Source organism: Streptomyces nogalater (assembly GCF_039532885.1).
Taxonomy (GTDB): Bacteria; Actinomycetota; Actinomycetes; order Streptomycetales; family Streptomycetaceae; genus Streptomyces; species Streptomyces nogalater.
Map to the genome: position 1 here is coordinate 15,057 of NZ_BAAASM010000077.1, position 20,403 is coordinate 35,459.

Annotated in this window: 12 protein-coding genes and 1 pseudogene; 6 read left to right on the forward strand and 7 right to left on the reverse strand. The window is 73.8% G+C overall.

The features are described 5' to 3' along the window. From ABD350_RS37250 to ABD350_RS37265, 4 genes are all read left to right on the forward strand, one after another. Positions 1-1,443, forward strand: coding sequence for an FAD-dependent monooxygenase (locus tag ABD350_RS37250; protein ID WP_344353790.1), 1,443 nt, complete (start codon positions 1-3; stop codon positions 1,441-1,443). Between the two features lie 232 nt (positions 1,444-1,675). After that, positions 1,676-2,893: a glycosyltransferase gene (locus ABD350_RS37255; RefSeq protein WP_344353793.1), complete on the forward strand. Its 1,218-nt coding sequence runs from the start codon at positions 1,676-1,678 to the stop codon at positions 2,891-2,893. A 76-nt stretch (positions 2,894-2,969) separates the two neighbouring features. Further along, the gene (gene helR / locus ABD350_RS37260) at positions 2,970-5,141 is read left to right on the forward strand and encodes an RNA polymerase recycling motor ATPase HelR (protein WP_344353796.1); all 2,172 of its coding nucleotides are present in this window, start codon (positions 2,970-2,972) and stop codon (positions 5,139-5,141) included. Between the two features lie 58 nt (positions 5,142-5,199). Then, positions 5,200-5,697, forward strand: a complete 498-nt coding sequence (locus tag ABD350_RS37265; RefSeq protein WP_344353798.1) for a GNAT family N-acetyltransferase — start codon at positions 5,200-5,202, stop codon at positions 5,695-5,697. A gap of 48 nt (positions 5,698-5,745) precedes the next feature. Here the strand turns inward: ABD350_RS37265 and ABD350_RS37270 are convergent, their stop codons facing one another. The 6 genes and pseudogenes from ABD350_RS37270 to ABD350_RS38130 form a co-directional block, all read right to left on the reverse strand. After that, positions 5,746-6,429 (reverse strand): response regulator, encoded by a 684-nt coding sequence (locus ABD350_RS37270; RefSeq protein ID WP_344353800.1) that lies wholly within the window; start codon positions 6,427-6,429, stop codon positions 5,746-5,748. A 92-nt stretch (positions 6,430-6,521) separates the two neighbouring features. Next, positions 6,522-7,154 (reverse strand): potassium-transporting ATPase subunit C, encoded by a 633-nt coding sequence (locus tag ABD350_RS37275; RefSeq protein WP_344353802.1) that lies wholly within the window; start codon positions 7,152-7,154, stop codon positions 6,522-6,524. Between the two features lie 5 nt (positions 7,155-7,159). Next, positions 7,160-9,289, reverse strand: a complete 2,130-nt coding sequence (gene kdpB, locus ABD350_RS37280; protein ID WP_344353804.1) for a potassium-transporting ATPase subunit KdpB — start codon at positions 9,287-9,289, stop codon at positions 7,160-7,162. A gap of 11 nt (positions 9,290-9,300) precedes the next feature. Beyond that, entirely contained in the window at positions 9,301-10,962 is a 1,662-nt protein-coding gene (gene kdpA / locus ABD350_RS37285; protein ID WP_344353806.1) for a potassium-transporting ATPase subunit KdpA, read from the reverse strand. A gap of 8 nt (positions 10,963-10,970) precedes the next feature. After that, on the reverse strand, positions 10,971-11,060 hold the full coding sequence (gene kdpF, locus ABD350_RS37290; protein ID WP_016434100.1) for a K(+)-transporting ATPase subunit F: 90 nt from the start codon (positions 11,058-11,060) through the stop codon (positions 10,971-10,973). Between the two features lie 217 nt (positions 11,061-11,277). Beyond that, positions 11,278-11,890 (reverse strand): annotated as a pseudogene (locus ABD350_RS38130) (hypothetical protein). A gap of 121 nt (positions 11,891-12,011) precedes the next feature. Here ABD350_RS38130 and ABD350_RS37300 point away from each other — a divergent pair. Together ABD350_RS37300 and ABD350_RS37305 are read left to right on the forward strand one after the other, a co-directional pair. After that, positions 12,012-12,806, forward strand: a complete 795-nt coding sequence (locus ABD350_RS37300; protein WP_344353810.1) for an SDR family NAD(P)-dependent oxidoreductase — start codon at positions 12,012-12,014, stop codon at positions 12,804-12,806. A 607-nt stretch (positions 12,807-13,413) separates the two neighbouring features. Continuing rightward, positions 13,414-16,134 (forward strand): AAA family ATPase, encoded by a 2,721-nt coding sequence (locus ABD350_RS37305; RefSeq protein ID WP_344353812.1) that lies wholly within the window; start codon positions 13,414-13,416, stop codon positions 16,132-16,134. Positions 16,135-16,242: 108 nt separating this feature from the next. Here the strand turns inward: ABD350_RS37305 and ABD350_RS37310 are convergent. Then, the coding region (locus ABD350_RS37310) for a type I polyketide synthase (RefSeq protein WP_425584217.1) at positions 16,243-20,403 on the reverse strand (4,161 nt) is incomplete at its 5' end.

Here is a 20,403-nt window from a genome sequence, read left to right on the forward strand (position 1 = left end):
GTGGCACAGCACGTCGTCATCGCCGGAGGAGGCCCCGTGGGGCTCTGGCTCGCCGCCGAACTGCGGCTGGGCGGGGCCACGGTCACCGTCGTCGAGGAACGCCGGGAGCGCGACCAGCGGTCCAGGGCGCTCACCCTCCATCCGCGCACCCTGGAGATCCTGGCGTCCCGGGGCGCCCACGGTCCCTTCCTGGAGGCCGGGACCCCCCTCCCGAGCGGCCACTTCGGCGGGCTCGGCACCCGGCTGGACTTCCGGGTACTGGACACCCCGTTCCCGTACACCCTGGCGCTGCCGCAGGCCAGGACGGAGGAGTTCCTGGAGGAGCACGCGCTGGCGCTCGGCGCGCGCGTCCTGCGCGGACACCGCGTCACCGGCCTGGCCCAGGCACCGGACGCGGTGACCCTGCGCATACGGGGGCCCGAGGGACCCTACGAGCTGCGGGCCGCGTACGCCGTCGGCTGCGACGGAGTGCGCAGCACCGTCCGCACGGCGGCCGGCATCGGCTTCCCCGGCACACCCGCAACCGTCCTGGGCTTCCTCGGGGACGTACGGCTCGACAACCCCGTACCGCCCGGCTTCGCCGTCTGCGGTCCGGCCGGCGGGGTGATGGCCGCCCCGCTGCCCGGCGGGCTGACCCGGCTGGTCGGCATCACCCCGGACGACCTGACCGCCACCTGGCCGGGCGATCTCACCCTGGACGAGCTGCGGGCCAAGGTGCGGGCCGTCACCGGGCACGACTTCGGACTGCGCGACCCCGTCTGGCTCTCCCGCTTCGGCAACGCCACCCGGCAGGCCGAGCGCTACCGCGACGGGCGGGTGCTGCTCGCCGGGGACGCCGCCCACCAGCACTTCCCCACCGGCGGGGTGGGCATGAACGTCGGCATCCAGGACGCGCACAACCTCGGCTGGAAGCTCGCGGCCGTCCTCGGCGGCCGGGCCGGCGAGACGCTGCTGGACACCTACCACGACGAGCGCCACCCGGTGGGTGCCGCCCTGCTGGAGAGCAGCCGCGCCCAGACCGCCCTGATGACCGCCTTCTCACCGGAAGGACTCGCGCTGCGCGGGGAGTTGAGCGCGCTGCTGGCCACCCACCCGGCCCTCAACGCGACCCTGGCCGAGCGGGTCTCCGGGCTCTCCGTCGGCTACCCGCCGGCGGACCCGGCCGCCCATCCGCTCACCGGTACCCGCGCCCCGGACCTGGCCGTCGAGGGATCCGAGGGGCTGTTCTCCCTGCTGCGCCCGGGCCTCCCGCTCCTGCTGGACCCCGCCGGGGACCTGCCCGCCGGGCCCTCGGCACCGGGCACCATCCGGCACACCGGCGCTCTCGTCCGGCCGCCGTCGGCCTGGGCCGGGGTGCGTGCCGCGCTGATCCGCCCGGACGGCCATGTCGCCTGGGCCAGCACGAACGAACGGGACGGTACGGACGGAAATCACGGCCGCTGACAGGAAAAACAGGAGGAAAGCAGGAGGAAAACCGAGAGAAAACCGAGAGAAAACCGAGAGAAAGACGAGAGGGAAAACGGGAGAAAACGGGAGAAAAAACAAAGGCAAGGAGGTCACCCACTCCTTGCCACTCTCAACTTATAGCGCACAGGGGGCCTTGCGGCAAGGCCCCCGTCGTACCGCAGAATCGTCGACCTAAGCCGGGAAGCCGCCGAAATGGGAGTTCTGCGAAGTGCGTGTGCTGTTGTCGACCTATGGGTCACGTGGAGACGTGGAACCGCTGGCGGGACTCGCCGTCCGGTTGCGCGAGCAGGGCGCTCGGGTGCGGGTGTGCGCGCCGCCGGACGAGGACTTCGCACGGCGGCTGGCCGACGCCGGCGTGCCGCTGGTGCCGGTCGGCCCCTCGGCCCGCGCGCTGACGAGGGCGGCGCCGTCCCCCGCGTCGCTGCCCGAGCGGGCGGCCCGGCTGATCGCCGGTCAGCTCGGGCCGCTCACCGAGGCGGCCGAGGGCTGCGATCTGCTGGTGGCGACCGGCGCGCTGCCCGCCGCCGCGGGCGCGCTGTCGGTGGCCGAGAAGCTGGGCATCCCCTCGGTGTCCGTCACCTTCCAGCAGCTGACCCTGCCCGCGCCGCACCGCCGGCCGCTGGCGTACCCCGGCCGACCCCTCCCGCCGGAGGTGACCGACCCCGAGGAGCTGTGGGAGCTGGACGCGCGGAGCATCAACGCGCTGTTCCGCGAGGCGCTCAACACCGGCCGGGCGTCCCTCGGCCTGCCGCCGGTGGACGACGTCCGCGGCTACGTCGTCGGCGACCGGCCCTGGCTGGCGAGCGATCCGTTCCTGGACCCGTGGCACGAGACGGGGGGCCTCGACGTCGTACAGACCGGCGCATGGATCCTGCCCGACACCCGCCCGCTCCCCGCCGACCTGGTGGCGTTCCTCGACGCCGGCACTCCCCCGGTGTACGTGGGCTTCGGCAGCATGCCCCTGCACGCGGCGGCGGACATGGCCCGGGTCGCCGTCGAGGCGGTCCGCGCGCGGGGCCTCCGCATGGTCCTGGCGCGCGGCTGGGCGGAACTGTCCCCCGGCGGCGGCCGGGAGGACTGCTTCGAGGTCGGGGAGGTCAACCAGCAGGCGCTGTTCGCCCGGGTGGCCGCCGTCGTGCACCACGGCGGCGCGGGCACGACGACGACGGCCGCCCGGGCCGGGGCGGCCCAGGTGGTGGTGCCCCAGGCGGCGGACCAGCCGTACTGGGCGGGCCGGGTCGCCGAACTGGGCATCGGCGCGGCCCACGACGGCCCCGCCCCCACCGTCGCCTCGCTGTCGGCCGCGCTCCGCACGGCCCTCGACCCCGTCACCCGCGCGCGGGCGACCGCCGTGGCGGGCCGGGTCCGCGCCGACGGGGCGTCGGTGGCGGCGCGGCTGCTGCTCGCCACCGCGGCCACCGGCTGAGCGGCCGCGCGGGCCCGGACATCCCCCACCCGACCCCTTACCCGGCCCGACCAGCGGCCTCATCGGAGACAACCACGTGACACCCCACCCGACCACCAGCGCCTTCGACCTTCCCGACCGGCTGTCCGCCAAGGCCGATCCGGCGCTGATCGCCGACGACGAACGGCACTTCGCGGCGATCGCGGAGTGCCTCCAGGAGTCGATCGCCGAACTGTCCGGCCGTCTCGCCGCCGAACGCAGGGCGCCCGGCGGCATCGGCCGGCAGGCGATGGACCGGGACGCGGAGATCCACCGGCTTTCCGCCCGGCTGCGCGCGCTGCGCCGCTTCGGCCTCGACCTGTGCCTGGGGCGCATGGTCACCGCGGACAACCCCGAGCCGGTGTACGTCGGACGCCTCGGCCTCACCGACAGCACGGGCCGGCGACTGCTGGTCGACTGGCGCTCCCCCGCGGCCGAGCCGTTCTTCGGGGCCACCCACGCCCGCCCGATGGGCCTGGTGAGCCGCCGCCGGTACCGCTGGACGAACGGCCGGATCGGCGACTACTGGGACGAGGTGTTCACCGCCGAGGGGCTGGTGGGGCACGCCGCGCTGGACGACCAGTCCGCGTTCATCGCCGGTCTGGGCGGCAGCCGTTCGGCGCGGATGCGGGACGTGCTCGGCACCATCCAGGCCGACCAGGACGCCGTCATCCGGGCGGACTCCCGTGGCGCGCTCGTCGTGGACGGCGGCCCGGGCACCGGCAAGACGGTCGTCGCCCTGCACCGTTCCGCCTACCTCCTGTACGCCGATCCCCGGCTCGGCCACCGCCGGGGCGGGGTGCTGTTCGTCGGCCCGCACCGGCCGTACCTGTCCTACGTCTCCGACGTGCTGCCCGGTCTCGGCGAGGAGGGCGTGCAGACCTGCACGCTGCGGGACCTCGTCGCCGAGGGAGCGGACGCGGTGGCCGAGGCCGACCCGGAAGTGGCCCGGCTGAAGTCGTCGGCGCGGATGGTACGGGCGATCGAGACGGCCGTCAGGTTCTACGAGGAGCCGCCCGCCGAGGGGATGACGGTCACCACCGCGTGGTCCGACATCCGGCTGACCGCCGACGACTGGGCGGCGGCGTTCGACGCGGCGGAACCCGGTACGCCGCACAACGAGGCCCGCGAGCAGGTGCTGGCGGAGCTGCTGACGATCCTTCAGGACAAGCACGACGGCGATGCCCCGCCCGAGCTGCTGCGCAGGTCGCTGCGGGCGAACCGGGAGCTGCTGACGGCCCTCGACCGGGCGTGGCCGCTGCTGGAGGCGGCCGATCTGGTCGGGGACCTGTGGACGGTGCCCGCCTATCTGCGGCTGTGCGCGCCCTGGCTCGACCGCGACGAGGTCCGACGATTGCAGCGCGCGGACGCCCGGGCCTGGACGGTGTCCGACCTGCCGCTGCTGGACGCGGCACGGCAACGGCTCGGCGACCCGGAGGCGGCGCGGCGCGAGCGTCGTCGCGCGGCGGTCCTCGCGGCGCAGCGGGAGCGCATGACGCGGGTCGTCGACAACCTGATCGAGGCCGTCGCGGACTCCGGGGCCGACGGCGACGACGGGGAGGGCCTGGTGCGGATGCTGCGCGGCGAGGACGCGAAGGTCAGCCTGGTGGACGAGGCCGAACTGCCCGCCGCCGACCCCGATCTGCTCGCCGGGCCGTTCGCGCACATCGTCGTGGACGAGGCGCAGGAACTGACCGACGCCGAGTGGCAGATGCTGCTCCAGCGGTGCCCGTCCCGGAGCTTCACCATCGTCGGGGACCGGGCGCAGGCCAGGCACGGTTTCACCGAGTCGTGGCAAGAGCGGCTCCAGCGGGTCGGGTTCGACCGGATCCGCCTGGCCTGGCTGAGCGTGAACTACCGGACGCCGGAGGAGGTCATGGCGGAGGCCGAGCCGGTCATCCGGGCCGTGCTGCCCGACGCCAACGTGCCCGTGTCCGTGCGCCGCAGCGGGGTCCCCGTCGCCCACGGGTCGGTCGCGGACCTGCGCGCGGTCCTGGACGACTGGCTCGACACGCACGCAGACGGAATCGCCTGCGTCATCGGCGACCCCGCGTTCCCGGCCACGTCCCGCGTCCGCTCGCTGCCCCCGGAGCTGACGAAGGGACTGGAATTCGACCTGGTCGTCCTCGTCGAACCGGACCGCTTCGGCACCGGCGTCCAGGGAGCGGTGGACCGCTACGTCGCCATGACCCGGGCCACCGGCCGACTCGCCGTCCTCACCGGCCCCTGACCCGCTCCGAGGGCACCACCGGCACATGGGATGATCCGGCACGGCGGAGGAGGGGCCTGTGGAGTTGCGCGATGTGTCATTGGACGATGTCGACGCCTATGTCCGGATGCGGTGCGATCCCGTGATGATGGCCGACCTCGGCGGGCCCCTGCCCCGCGAGGGGATGGCGGACAAGGTCGGGCGGGATGTGCGGCAGGCGGCGGCCGGACTGGCGTGGATCAAGATGATCGTCCCCGACCGGGGCCGCCCCGATGTGGTGGCGGGCACGGTGACCCTCTGGTCCCACGACACCGGTGACGGGCCGCTCTCCGAGATCGGGTGGATGGTGCTGCCGGAGTTCCAGGGGCGCGGGCTGGGCAAGCGCGCCGTGCGAACGCTCCTGGAGGAGGCCTGGAACCAGGATCGCTGGGGTGTGGTGCACGCCTTCCCGGCGGTCGGCAACGCGGCGTCGAACGGCATCTGCCGGTCCGTCGGCTTCCGGTTCCGGGGGGAGACCGATGTGGACTTCGCGGGTCGGGTGATCCGGGCCAACCACTGGGCCGTCGACCCGCGGTGAACTTGTCGGCCGGTCGATGCGCGGTGTCCGGTGCCGCGGCCGGCGGGGTCAGTCCTCGAAGCGGTAGCCCATGCCCGGTTCGGTGATCAGGTGGCGGGGGTGGGAGGGGTCGGTCTCCAGTTTGCGCCGCAGCTGTGCCATGTAGACGCGCAGGTAGTTGCTCTTGTCGCTCCGCGAGACCCCCCAGACCTCCTGGAGCAGCTGCTTCTGTGTGACGAGTCGGCCGGGGCGGGTGACCAGGATCTCCAGCAGATGCCATTCGGTCGGGGTGAGGCGGACGTCCCGGCCGTCCCGTACGGCCTTCTTCGCGCCCAGGTCGATGGTGAAGGTCTCCGTCTCCACCACGGGCGGCTCCGGAGCCGGCGGCACGTCCCCGGTGCGGCGGACGGCGGCCCGCAGCCGGGCGAGCAGCTCGTCCATGCTGAACGGCTTGGTGACGTAGTCGTCGGCGCCGGCGTCCAGCGCGGCGACCTTCTCGTCCGAGGCCTGCCGGGCGGACAGGACCAGGACGGGGACACGGGTCCGGCCGCGCAGGGCCCTGATGAGGTCGACGCCGTCCATGTCGGGCAGGCCGAGGTCCAGCAGCACGACATCGGGCCGGTGGGCGACCGCGAGGCGGAGCGCGGTGGCTCCGTCGGGGGCCGCGTCGACGCCGTACCGGCGGGCCTGGAGGTTGATCACGAGGGCCCGTACGAGCTGCGGGTCGTCCTCCACGACGAGGACCCGGGTCATGGGCTGCACCTTTCCGGTCGTGGCGCCGGGGGCCGGCGGCACCGGGACGCGTCCCTGGTGCCGTCGGCTCCCGTGCGGGTCGCGTAAGGCCGTCACCGCCCGGCCGCGAGGTTCTTGAGGGCGATGTTCAACTCCAGGACGTTCACGCGCGGTTCGCCGATGAATCCCAGGGTGCGCCCCTCGGTGTGGTCCGCGACCAGCTCGCGTACCGCGGCGACGGGCAGGTGGTTCCGCGCGGCGACCCGGCGCACCTGCAGTGCGGCGTAGGCCGGGGAGATGTCCGGGTCCAGGCCGGAGCCGGAGGAGGTGACGGCGTCGGCGGGGACGTCCGCGGGGCCGACCGGGTGTCCGGGCACCGAGTTGTCCCGGACGACCTTGGCCTTGGCGTCCTCGACCTGCCGGAGCAGTTCCTTGTTGTCGGCGGCGAGGTTGGTCGCCCCGGACACCAGCAGCCGGTATTGGGTGTTGACCGAGTTTTCAGCCAGTCCGCGTGCGGGGCGGGGCTGGAAGTACCGGAGGCTGTAGCCCTGTTGCCCGATCAGGGACGAGCCGACGACCTTGCCGTCCGCCTCGATCTGCGATCCGTTCGCCGCGCCGGGGAAGAGCGCCTGGGCCACACCTGTGACGGCCAGCGGGTAGAGGACGCCTGTGAGCACGGTCAACACCAGCAGTGCGCGCAGGCCCGCGCCCATCAGACGGCCGGTGTTCACAAGGGAGTTCTTCATGTCCTTCACCCGATCCCGGGGATCAAAGAGACGAGCAGGTCGATGAGCTTGATGCCGGCGAACGGCGCGATCAGGCCGCCGACGCCGTAGATCCCGAGGTTGCGGCGCAGCATCCGGTCCGCGCTCATCGGCCGGTACCGCACGCCCTTCAGGGACAGCGGCACCAGCGCGACGATGATCAGAGCGTTGAAGACGACGGCCGACAGGATCGCGGAGTCCGGCGAGGACAGGCGCATGATGTTCAGCTTGTCCAGGCCCGGGTAGACCGCCGCGAACAGCGCCGGGATGATCGCGAAGTACTTCGCCACGTCGTTGGCGATGGAGAACGTCGTCAACGCGCCCCGGGTGATGAGGAGTTGCTTGCCGATCTCCACGATCTCGATCAGCTTGGTCGGGTTGGAGTCGAGATCGACCATGTTGCCGGCCTCCTTGGCGGCCGACGTGCCGGTGTTCATGGCCACGCCGACGTCCGCCTGGGCGAGGGCCGGCGCGTCGTTGGTGCCGTCGCCGGTCATCGCGACCAGCCTGCCGCCGGCCTGCTCCCGTTTGATGAGGGCCATCTTGTCCTCGGGGGTGGCCTCGGCGAGGAAGTCGTCCACGCCCGCCTCCTCGGCGATGGCCTTGGCGGTCAGCGGGTTGTCACCCGTGATCATGACCGTCCTGATGCCCATGCGGCGCAGCTCCTCGAACCGCTCCCGCATGCCCTCCTTGACGACGTCCTTGAGGTGGATGACCCCGAGCACGCGGGCGCCGTCGCCGTCCTCCACCGCGACCAGCAGCGGGGTGCCGCCGGCCGCGGAGATCCGGTCGGCGATCCGGTCCGCGTCCTCGGCGACCGTGCCGCCCCGCTCCTCCACCCAGGCGATGACCGAGGCGGTGGCGCCCTTGCGGACCCGGCGGCCGTCGACGTCCACGCCGGACATGCGGGTCTGGGCGGTGAAGGCGACCCATTCGGCGCCGACGAGTTCGCCCTGGTGGCGTTCCCGCAGCCCGTACCTCTCCTTCGCCAGGACGACGATGGAGCGGCCCTCGGGGGTCTCGTCGGCCAGTGACGACAGCTGGGCGGCGTCGGCGACCTCGGCCTGCGTCGTCCCGCGCACCGGCACGAACTCGGCGGCCTGCCGGTTGCCGAGGGTGATGGTGCCGGTCTTGTCGAGCAGCAGCGTCGAGACGTCACCGGCGGCCTCGACCGCCCGCCCCGACATGGCCAGCACATTGCGCTGCACCAGGCGGTCCATGCCCGCGATGCCGATCGCGGAGAGCAGGGCGCCGATCGTGGTCGGGATCAGGCAGACCAGCAGGGCGACCAGCACCACCATGGTCAGGTGGGTGCCGGCGTGGTCGGCGAACGGCGGCAGGGTGGCGCAGGCCAGCAGGAACACGATGGTCAGCGAGGCCAGCAGGATGTTCAGCGCGATCTCGTTCGGCGTCTTCTGCCGGGCCGCGCCCTCCACGAGGTTGATCATCCGGTCGATGAAGGTCTCGCCGGGCCTGGTCGTGATCCGGACGACGATCCGGTCCGAGAGCACCTTGGTGCCGCCCGTGACGGCGCTGCGGTCGCCGCCGGACTCGCGGATGACCGGCGCGGACTCGCCGGTGATGGCCGACTCGTCGACGGACGCGACGCCCTCCACCACGTCCCCGTCACCGGGGATGATGTCGCCGGCCTCGCAGACCACCAGGTCGCCGATGGCCAGTCCGGTACCGGGGACCCGTTCCTCGGAGCCGTCCCCCAGCAGCCGGCGGGCGACGGTGTCGCTCTTGGCCTTGCGCAGGGTGTCCGCCTGGGCCTTGCCGCGGCCCTCGGCGACCGCCTCCGCCAGGTTGGCGAAGAGCACGGTCAGCCACAGCCAGCCGCTGATGGTCCAGCCGAACCAGTCGCCGGGGTCCTGGAAGGAGAAGGCGGTGGTCAGCACCGAGCCGATCCACACCACGAACATCACGGGTGACTTGACCATCACCCGCGGGTCGAGCTTGCGGAAGGCGTCCGGCAGCGACCTGACGAGCTGTCGGGGGTCGAAGAGGCCTGCCTGGACGCGGCCCTCGGCCGGCTGGTGCCCCATCGAAGCGTCCTGGTGGGGCGCGAGAGTGGGAGTGGACATCGAGTCCTCTTGCTTGTGTACGTCGGAGCTCATGTCGGTGCTCATCACGCCAGGCCCTCCGCGAGCGGGCCCAGTGCCAGGGCCGGGAAGTAGGTGAGACCGGTGATGATCAGGATCGCGCCCACCAGCAGGCCGGTGAACAGCGGTTTCTCGGTGCGCAGGGTGCCCGCCGTCACCGGGACGGGCCGCTGTCCGGCGAGCGAGCCGGCGAGTGCCAGCACGAACACCATCGGCAGGAAGCGGCCGAGCAGCATGGCGAGCCCGGTCGTGGTGTTGAACCAGTCGGTGTTCGCGTTCAGGCCGGCGAAGGCCGAGCCGTTGTTGTTCGACGCCGAGGTGAACGCGTACAGGACCTCGGAGAAGCCGTGCGCGCCCGGGTTGAGCATCGAGTGAGGCGGGGTCGGCAGGGCGAGCGAGGCCGCGGTGAAGACCAGCACCAGCGCCGGGGTGACGAGGAGGTAGCAGGCGGCCAGCTTCATCTCCCGGGCGCCGATCTTCTTGCCCAGGTACTCGGGTGTCCGGCCGACCATCAGGCCGGCGATGAACACCGCGATCACCGCCATGATCAGCATGCCGTACAGGCCGGAGCCGACACCGCCGGGCGCGATCTCGCCCAGCATCATGCCGAGCATCGTGATGCCGCCGCCCAGGCCGGTGAAGGAGGAGTGGAAGGAGTCCACCGCACCGGTCGACGTCAGCGTGGTCGTCACCGCGAAGATCGAGGAGCCGCCGATGCCGAAGCGGACCTCCTTGCCCTCCATCGCCCCGCCGGCGGCCTGGAGCGCCGGGCCGTGGTGGGCGAACTCGGTCCACATCATCAGCGCGACGAAGCCCAGCCAGATGCCGGCCATGGTGCCGAGGATCGCGTACCCCTGCTTCACGTTGCCGACCAGGACACCGAAGGTGCGGGTCAGCGAGAAGGGGATCACCAGGATGAGGAAGATCTCCAGCAGGTTCGTGAACGGGGTCGGGTTCTCGAACGGGTGGGCGCTGTTGGCGTTGGCGACGCCGCCGCCGTTGGTACCCAGTTCCTTGATGACCTCCTGTGAGGCGTAGGCACCGCCGCCCCACTGCTGCCGGCCGCCCGCGAACTGTCCGACCTCGTGGATGCCGGAGAAGTTCTGCAGCGCTCCGCACGCCACCAGCACCACGGCGGCGAGCACCGCGACGGGCACCAGGATCCGCAGCGTGCCGCGTACCAGGTCGGCCCAGAAGTTGCCCAGGTCACCGGAGCGGGACCGGGCGAAGCCGCGCACGAGCGCCACCGCCACCGCCATGCCCACGGCGGCCGACACGAAGTTCTGCACGGCCAGGCCGACGGTCTGCACGACGTGGCCCATGGTCTGCTCGCCGGCGTAGGACTGCCAGTTGGTGTTGGTCACGAACGACACGGCCGTGTTGAACGACTGCGCCGGGCCGACCGAGGAGAAGCCGAGCGAGCCGGGCAGGACGCCCTGGAGCCGCTGGAGCAGATAGAGGAAGAGGACACCGGCGAACGAGAAGGCCAGTACCCCGCGCAGATACGCGGGCCAGGTCATCCGGGCGTCGGGGTCTGCGCCGATGCCCCGGTAGATCCACCTCTCCACCCGCAGGTGCTTCTTCGAGGAGTAGACCCGGGCCATGTAGGTGCCGAAGGGGACGTGGACGAGCGCCAGGGCGCCTATCAGGGCGAGCAGTTGCAGCACGCCTGCCAGTACGGGACCCATGTGCGCGCTCAGAACCTCTCCGGGAAGATCAGGGCGAGGACGAGATAGCCCAGCAGGGCGACGGCCACGACGAGGCCGACGATGTTCTCGGCGGTCACAGCTTCGTCACCCCCTTGGCGACGAGAGCCACCAGCGCGAAACCGGCGAGCACGGTGACGACGAAGGCCAGATCGGCCATCGCGAACTCCTGGAGTGAGGTTCGATGAAACGGACGAGTACGAGGAAAGCGCCTCCCAGGCCGGATCCGACCGCTTGTTGACGCCTCTCTTACGGCCTCGCCCGTGTCTTTGACGGTTCTCTTACGGCTACCGGTCGTTACCGGTGGTCGGCCGCGTGCGTTCCCGGGGCGGGCGGGTCTCGGACCGGCCGGAACCGCAGGCGGCAGATCACCGCGTCCGTCTCCCGGCGCACGGCGTGCGCGACGACCGCGCCCCGCTGGTTCCCAGCAGCCTCCCCCACGCTCGGCCTCGCTCGCGCGGGGGCACCCCCGGCCACAGCCGCTCCGGCTCGGTCTCCGGGATCAGCACGGTGACCCGGGTGCCGGGCTCGGCGGCGGTCACCTCACGGACGTAGGCGGCGATCGGCCGGCCCAGTCCGTGCCGGGCGCAGGGCAGCCGCAGCAGCGGCGCCCCGGGGTCCCACGCGGCCCAGGACCGCTCCAGGGCGTGCAGCGCGGCGCGGTCCTCCGGGTCCGGGTGGCAGACGGCGAGCAGCGCGGCGATGGCCAGGGTGACGGGCGGTGATCCCCGGCCCCCGGGCGCCCCCGGCAGCCGGCACCCAGGGCGATCGCCTCCGGGCCGTACGCCACGGACGCCATCGCGTCGAGCGACAGCGCGGCCAGGCCGGTGACGGCGGTCAGGCGGTGCCGTTCCCCGGTACCGGGCGGCTCCTCGCCGGCGGGCGCTGACGGTTTCTTGACGCCGGCCACCGCTTCGCGGACGCGACGCCGTCGGCCCCCGGTCCCCGGGGGGACGGCCGTGGCGGTCTCGGCGGACGGGCGGATCGGCGGGCGACGGTAGGCCGGCGGGCGCGGGGGAACCCGTGCCCTCATGCACATCGATCTGACAGGACGTACCGCACTGGTCACCGGCTCGACGCAGGGCATCGGTGCCGCCATCGCCGTCGCGCTCGCCCGGGCCGGGGCGCGGGTGGGTGTCAACGGCCGCGACGAGCGGCGGGTGGCCGAGAGCGTGGAGGCGCTGGCGCGGGAGGTGCCGGGCGCCGAGCCGGTACCGGTGGCCGCCGATGTCACCACCGACGAGGGCGCGGCCCGGGTCGCGGATCTGCTGCCGGGGGTGGACATCCTCGTCAACAACCTCGGCGTCTTCGGCGCCGCCGACCCGCTGGAGATCACCGACGCGGAGTGGCGGCGTTACTTCGAGGTGAACGTCCTCGCCGCCGTACGGCTGACCCGGCTGTATCTGCCGGGCATGACCGAGCGCGGCTGGGGCCGCGTCCAGTACGTGGCGAGCGACTCGGCGGTGGTCATCCCCGCGGAGATGATCCACTACGGGATGTCGAAGACCGCCCTGCTGGCGGTGAGCCGGGGCTTCGCCAAGAAGGCCGCGGGCACGGGCGTGACGGTGAACTCGGTCATCGCGGGGCCCACCCACACCGGCGGGGTCGAGGACTTCGTATACGAGCTGGTCGACCGGGAGTTGCCCTGGGACGAGGCACAGCGCGAGTTCATGCGCCGGCACCGGCCGCAGTCCCTGCTCCAGCGCCTGATCGAGCCGGAGGAGATCGCCCATATGGTCGTCTATCTCGCCTCCGGACAGGCGTCGGCGACGACCGGCGGAGCGCTGCGCGTCGACGGCGGGTACATCGACTCGATCCTCCCCTGACCGGCCCCCGGGGGAAGGGGACGGTGTGCCCGAACGGGCAGCCGAAGCGCGTTCCGCGTGACCGATCCGAGGGCGGGACGCGCCCGGTTCCATTCATTAACCACCCGGTAAATAAACGGACTGTAAAACGATGCCTCGACGGACCATCCGGCCAGTAGGCAGGAGGCATAACAGGACCATAAGTGACCGATACATGACGACAGTTGACAACGTTACCCTGGACAGATAACGTTTCCTTCTGCTATGTGTTTCTAATCTTTAATTCGGGGGCTCGACCAGCAAAGCCGCACACACCCCGCGTGGATTTCAGCCAATTGTTGGCCGAAATCCACGCGGGGTGTGCACAGTACGCGGCGCAAACGGGAGACCAGAGGATGCAACGCCTCTCGCGATGCAGGCAGGGAACACACCGGCGGACACGCGCACGCCGCGCCGCCGGTCAGCAGCCGTCCGCCAGGGCCCGAACCGCTCCGGCGCGCCGCCTTCGCGACGCCGTCGCCGCCCTTGTGAACTCTCCACGCACCGTCGCGTGACACCCCGCCATCACCCATCACGCGAAAGCGGAGCATGATCCGGTTCGGAATTAGAATCCATGGGGAGAGGCACGATGCACATCTTCGGCCGTTCGAGAGAACTCCGGTCCCTGGCCGAGGCATTCACCGACAGTGCGCGGGGTAACGGCCGACTCGTGATCATCACGGGGGGTCCCGGATCCGGCAAGACCCAGTTGATGCACGAATTCCTCACCACGCTGCACAGCTCCGGCGCGCGGATACTGACCGGTACGGCCTCCGCGGCGGAGTGCGCCCGGCCGATGAGTCTGGTCGGGCAATTACTCGGCACCGTCGAGGCGGAGAACGCGTCCTCACACCCCGGGCCCTCCGCCGCACACCGGGCGGCGGAGGCGCTGCTGCACCTCGTCTCCGGGGAACGCCCCCTCGTCGTCGCCCTCGACGACGCCCACGCCATGGACCCGGATTCCCTGACGACGGTCATCCACCTGCTGCGCCGGAGCCGCTCCCGGCGGGTGCTCGTGGTGTGCGCCACGTCCGGGCATCTCGGCGCGGTCCACTCGGCCGCGCACACCGAGCTGCTGCGCCAGCCGCACCGACGGGTGCGGCTGGCACCGCTGTCCGAGGCGAGCGTCGGCGAAATCCTCGCCGCCCAGGCCGGACGGACCCTCCCGGAAGACGTGTGCGGCGCCTACCACCGGGCCACCGCCGGCAGCCCGCTGCTCGTGCACGCCTTGCTCGACGACAGCGCCGCGCTCGGCCCGGAGATCGGCCCGCCCGTCCCCGGCGCCGCCTACCGCCAGGCCGTGCTGTCCCTGTTGCACCGCGGCGAGGCCGGCCAGGTCCGGGTGGCCCGGGCCCTCGCCGCGCTCGGCACCCCGGCACCGGGCGCCGCCGTCGCGGAGCTGGCCGGCACCACGCCCGCCGGCGCCCAGGAAGCCGTCGCCGTCCTCAACTCCTCCGGGCTGCTTGACGGTCACGCCTTCCGGCACCCCACCGCCGCCGCGGCCGTCCTGGAGGACATGGACACCGCAGCCCGCGCCGAGCTGCACGGCCGGATCGCCCAGCTGCTGTATCGTTCCGGCGCCCCCGCCGTCGAGGTGGCACGGCAGCTGCACGCCGCGGATCTCGTACCGGCGCACTGGGGCCCGGGAGTGCTGCGCGCCGCCGCCGAACAGGCGCTGGCCGCCGACGACGTGGAGCGCTGCACCGACTACCTCGGCATGGTCCTGCGCGTCTGCGCCGACCAGCGCGAACGCCACGCCCTGTCGGTGGCCCTGGCCCGCGCCCAGTGGCGTACCAACCCGGCGGCGGCCGGCCCCCACCTGGAGCCGCTGCGCGAGGCCGCGCTGGACGGCGAGCTGAGCATGCGGGACACCGCCACCGTCCTGCGCTATCTGCTGTGGCGGGGCGACACCGAGCTGGCGGCCAAGGCCGTGGCCACCCTCGTGCGCGTCCAGTCGCCCGCCGACGCGCAGATCGTCGCCGAGGTGGAGTTCGTCCGGCAGTGGTTCTACGGCGTGGCGCTGCCCGGCAAGGGAGCCCCGGTCGCCGGCCCCGACGCGCGTCCCCGCCCGGTGGGCGCCGACACCGGCGGACTGGCCTCGCGGGTGGCGGCCCTGGTCGGCGGCGAGGCCACCGACGAGTCCGCGGCAGCCGTCGCCCAGGCCCTGCAAGGACACCGGCTGGACCATCTCAACCTCGAACTGGTCGCGATGTCCCTGCTGGCCATCGCCCACGCCGACCGGCCCGCGCTGGCCGCCGACGCCTGCGACGGGCTGCTGGAGTGCGCCGTGGAACGCCGGGCGACGACCTGGCGGGCCCTGCTCGGCTCCATCCGGGCCGAGATAGCCCTGCTCCAGGGGGATGTGACCACCGCGTCGCGGGGCGCGCTCGACGCGCTCGGCATCCTGGGCGCCCAGAGCTGGGGGGTGCTCATCGGCCTGCCGCTGTCGACGGCCATCTCCGCGTACACCGCCCTGGGGGCCTTCGCCGAGGCCGAGGAACTGCTCAAGCACGATGTGCCGGAACCCATGTTCCGTACCGTGTTCGGCATCCAGTACCTGCGGGCCCGCGGCCACCACCACCTCGCCACCGACCGGCCGTTCGCGGCGCTGGGCGACTTCGAGACCTGCGGACGGCTGCTGCGCGAGGGCAACCCCAGTCTGCAGAAGGGCATCCCCTGGCGGTCCGACCTGGCCCTGGCCAACCTGCGGATCGGCAAGGCCCGCACGGCCCGCGAGTGGGCCGAGGAGCAGCTGCGGCTGCCCGGCGGGCACAGCTCCCGGGCCCGGGCCACGGCCCTCAGGCTGGTGGCCGCCACCTGCAAGCCGCACCGCCGGGCCTCGCTGCTGCGCGAGGCGATCGACCTGCTCAAGACGTGCGGCGACCGCTACGCGCTGGCCCAGGCGTACGCCGACCTGTCCGCCGCGCACTACGAACTCGGCGAGTACGCCCGGGCCCGGCTGGTGGCCCGGCAGGCGGCCGGGGAGGCCGAGGCCTGCCGGATCGAGTCGCCGGTCGACGCGCACCTGCTGGAGGATCCGGTGCGGCCCGACACCGCCGAGACCGAGGACGGCCCGGCGCTCCTGAGCGACGCCGAGTGCCGGGTGGCCGGGCTGGCCGCGCTCGGCTACACCAACCGCGAGATCAGCACCCGGCTGCATGTCACGATCAGCACGGTGGAGCAGCATCTCACCCGCGTCTACCGCAAATTGCAGGTGGCCAGCCGGACGGAGCTGCCGTCGAAAATGCTGGAGCATCGCATCCCCAAGCTGTCGGACCGCTGGGCCGAGACCCACTCGTCGGCGGGCTGAGCGGCTCCGCGGCGCCACGTCGTCGTCCGGGAGAACCCGGCCCGGCGGGGAAGGGCACGCGGCCCCACCGGAAAGTCACCGGTGGGGCCGCGTGCTCCCGCCGCAGGATCAGCCGAAGCTGCCCAGTTCGCCGTCCAGGATGCCGAACAGCTCGTCGGCCGTGGCCGTCTCCAGCCCCGTCCCGCCGGTCTGTCCGGTGCCGTTCTCCCGCCACTCCCCGGTGCCGTCCCAGCGGGCGCTGAGGGTGCGCAGCCGGGCGGCCACCCGGGCGCGCTGCTCCTCGTCCAGCGCGGGCGAGTCCAGCGCGCTGCCCAGCACCTCCTCCAGCCGCACCACTTCGGCCTCGATGTCGACCCGGCCGGCGGCGCTGTCGGCACCCAGCTCCGCGAGGAGGTGCCGGGCGAGGGCGTCGGAGGTCGGGTAGTCGAAGGTGAGGGTGGTGGACAGCCGCAGGCCGGTGTCCGCGCCGAGCCGGTTGCGCAGTTCCAGCGCGGCCAGCGAGTCCACACCCAGGTCGCCCAGGGGGCGCTGGGGGTCCACGGCATCGGCGGAGCCGTGTCCGAGGACCTCGGCGACATGTCCGCGGACCGTCTCCACCAGCAGGTTGAGGGCGTCGGCGGCGCCGAGCCGGGCCAGCCGGCCCGGCAGCGGCTCGGCGGCGGGCGCGGGGCCGGCCGCCGGGCGGGCGGTGCGCCGTACGGCGGCGGGCGCGAGACCTCGTACCAGGGCGGGCGCGTCCTCGGTGACCCGCACGTGGACGGGCAGCAGCAGGGCCCGGTCGCCGGCCGGGAGTCCCCCGGCCGGCGTGCCCCCCGCCGTCGGTGTGCCCCCGGTGGTGAGCGCGCGGTCGAACAGGGTCAGGGCCCGGTCGGCGGGCAGGGGGAGGATGCCGTCGCGGGCCAGGCGGCGCAGCCCGGTCTCGTCGAGTCCGGCCGCCATGCCCTCCCCCGTGTCCCACAGCCCCCAGCCCAGCGAGAGGGCGGGCAGCCCCTCGGTGCGCCGACGCGCGGCCAGGGCGTCCAGGAAGGCGTTCCCCGCGGCGTAGTTGGCCTGGCCCGCCGCGCCCAGGGTGCCGGCGGCGGAGGAGAACAGGACGAACGCGGCGAGGCCGCGGCCGCGGGTCAGCTCGTGCAGGTGCCAGGCGGCGTCCGCCTTGGGCCGCATGACCGCCTCCAGCCGCTCGGCGGTGAGGTCGGTGACCAGGCCGTCGTCCAGGACGCCCGCGGCGTGCACCACGGCGGTCAGCGGGTGCTCGTCCGGCACGGACGCCAGCAGGGCGGCGAGCGCGCTCGGGTCGGTCACGTCGCAGGCGGTCACGGTCACGGTCGCGCCCAGGGCGGCCAGGCCGTCCAGGGCGCCGGGCTCGGGCAGCCGCCCGGTACGGCCGGCCAGCAGCAGGTGCCGCACCCCGTGCCGGGTGACCAGATGCCGGGCCAGCAGCCGTCCGAGGCTGCCCGTACCGCCGGTGACGAGCACGGTCCCCTCGGGGTCCAGGGCGGTTCCCCGGTCGGCCGTCCCCGGCCCCGGGTCCGTGACGCGGGTCAGCTCCGGTGCGTACACCGTGCCGGTGCGCAGGGCGACTTCGGGGGCGCCGGTGGCCACGGCGGCCGGCAGGGCGGCGGCCGAGGCGGGGTCGCCGTCGGTGTCGACCAGCACGAACCGGCCGGGGTGCTCGACCGCCGCCGAGCGCACCATGCCCCAGATCACGGCCTGCGCCGGATCGGGCGCGTCGTCGGCGTGGACGGCGACGGCGGACCGGGTCAGCACCACCAGCGGCGCCTTGCCCGGTGCCCCGGCGAGGTGCCGTCGTAGCGCGGCGAGGGTGCGTACGGCGGTCTCGCGGGCCGCGGCGGGCGGCTCGGCGCCCGGCACCGGGTCCACGGTGAGGGTGCGCGGTGCGGTCACCGACTCGGCGACGGGTGGCGGTAGTTCGGTCCACCGTACCCGGAACAGGTCGCCGGGCTCGGGCGTGGCCGCGTGCAGTTGGCCGGCGGTCACCCGGCGGATGCGCAGGGCGGCCACCTCGGCCACGGGCGCGCCCGTGCCGTCGTACAGGCGCAGGGTCATGTGGTCGGTGCCGTGCGGGGTCAGCCGCAGCCGCACCGCCGTGGCGCCGCTCGCGTACAGGGTGACGCCCTCCCAGGAGAAGGGCAGGGTGAGCACGGTCGGGTCCTGGCCGTCGAGCAGGTCGATGGCGTGCAGGGTGGAGTCGAGGAGCGCCGGGTGCAGGGCGAAGCCGTCGGCCGCGGCGGGCTCGGGCAGCGCGAGTTCGGCCCAGACCTCCTCGCCGAGCCGCCACGCGCCGCGCAGGCAGCGGAACAGCGGGCCGTAGGCGTAGCCCTGCGCGGCCAGGTGGTCGTAGGTGCCGGTGACGTCCACGGGTACGGCGCCGGCGGGCGGCCAGTCGGTCGCGGCGGCCGGTTCCGCCGCGGTGCGCGGGGCGAGGACGCCGGTGGCGTGCCGGGTCCACGCGCCCCCGGTCCCGGTGTCCTCCGGGCGGGCGTGCACGGTGAGCCGTCGGCGCCCGTCGGCGTCGGGGGCCGCCGCGGTCACCTGGAGGTGGACGGCGCCGTGCCCGGGCAGGACCAGCGGGCGTTCCAGGGTGAGTTCCGCCAGGTGCGGGCAGTCGGTGCGGTCGCCGGCCTGGACGGCCAGTTCGACGAAGGCGCTGCCCGGGACGAGGACCACGCCCGCCACGGCGTGGTCGGCGAGCCAGGGGTGGGTGGCCAGGGAGAGGCGGCCGGTCAGCGTGACCCGGTCGTCGTCGGCCAGGTCCAGGGCCGCGCCGAGCATCGGGTGCCCGGCCGGGGCCTGGCCGAGGCCGCCCACGTCGGTGACCGCGCCGGGATCGTCGTCCAGCCACAGCCGGCGCCGCTGGAAGGCGTAGGTGGGCAGGTCGGTGCGGCGGGCGCCGGTGCCGGCGAACACCCGCCGCCAGTCGACGGGCACCCCGCGGACGTGGGCGGTGCCGAGCAGGGCCGCGAAGGTCCGTTCCTCGTCCCGGTCGCGGCGCAGCGCCGGGACGAACACCGACCGTTCGGCGTCGGCGAGGGCGGGCGCGCCCAGGGCCGACAGCACGGCGTCGGGGCCGAGTTCGAGGAAGGTGCGCACCCCGTCGGCCTCCAGCGCGCGGACGGCGTCGCCGAAGCGGACCGTCTCGCGGACGTGCCGCACCCAGTAACCGGGGTCGCACAGCTCGTCCTCGCCCGCGCGGGCTCCGGTCAGGTTGGAGACGAGGGGGATCGCGGGCGGCGCGTACCGCAGTTCCCGGGCCGTCTTCTCGAATTCGGCGAGCATCGGGTCCATCAGCGGGGAGTGGAAGGCGTGGCTGACCCGCAGCCGCTTGGTACGGCGGCCGGGGAAGGCGGCGGCGACCGCGGTCACGGCGGCCTCGGTGCCGGAGACGACGACGGCGCGGGGCCCGTTGACGGCGGCGACGGACACCTCGGGGCCGAGGTGGGGCAGCACCTCGGTTTCGGTGGCGTCGACGGCGAGCATGGCGCCCCCGGCGGGCAGCGCCTGCATCAGCCGGCCGCGCGCGGCGACCAGCCGGGCAGCGTCCGCCAGGTCCCACACGCCGGCGACGTGCGCGGCCGTCAGCTCGCCGATGGAGTGCCCGGCCAGCAGGTCCGGGCGGACGCCGTGGGACTCCAGCAGCCGGTACAGCGCGGTCTCGACGGCGAACAGGGCGCTCTGGGTGTAGAGCGTGTGGTCGAGCAGGCCGGCGTCCTCGGTGCCGGGCTCGGCCCACATCACCTCTCGCAGCGGGCGGTCGAGGTGGGTGTCGAGCGCCTGGCAGACCTCGTCGAGCGCGTCCCGGAAGGCGGGGTGGGCGGTGTACAGGCCGCGGCCCATGCCGGGGCGCTGGGCGCCCTGGCCGGTGAAGAGGACGGCGGTGCCGCCGCCGGCGGGGCGGCCTCGGACCACGGCGTCGGAGGCGGTGCCGTCGGCCAGCGCGGTGAGCGCGGCGAGGAGTTCGTCCCCGTCGCGGGCGACGACGGCGGCCCGGTGGGTGAGGGCGGCGCGGCCCGTGGCCAGGGAGCGGGCGAGGTCGGGCAGCGGCCGGCCGGCGACCGCGCGCAGCCGGGCGGCCTGGGCGGCCAGCGCCTCGGGGGAGGCGCCGGAGACGACGAGCGGCAGCAGCGGGGACGAGGCCGTCTCCGGTGCGGGCTCCTCGGCGGGGGCCTCCTCGATGATGGCGTGGACGTTGGTGCCGCTGATCCCGAAGGAGGACACCCCGGCCCGCCGCGGCCGGCCCGTGGCCGGCCA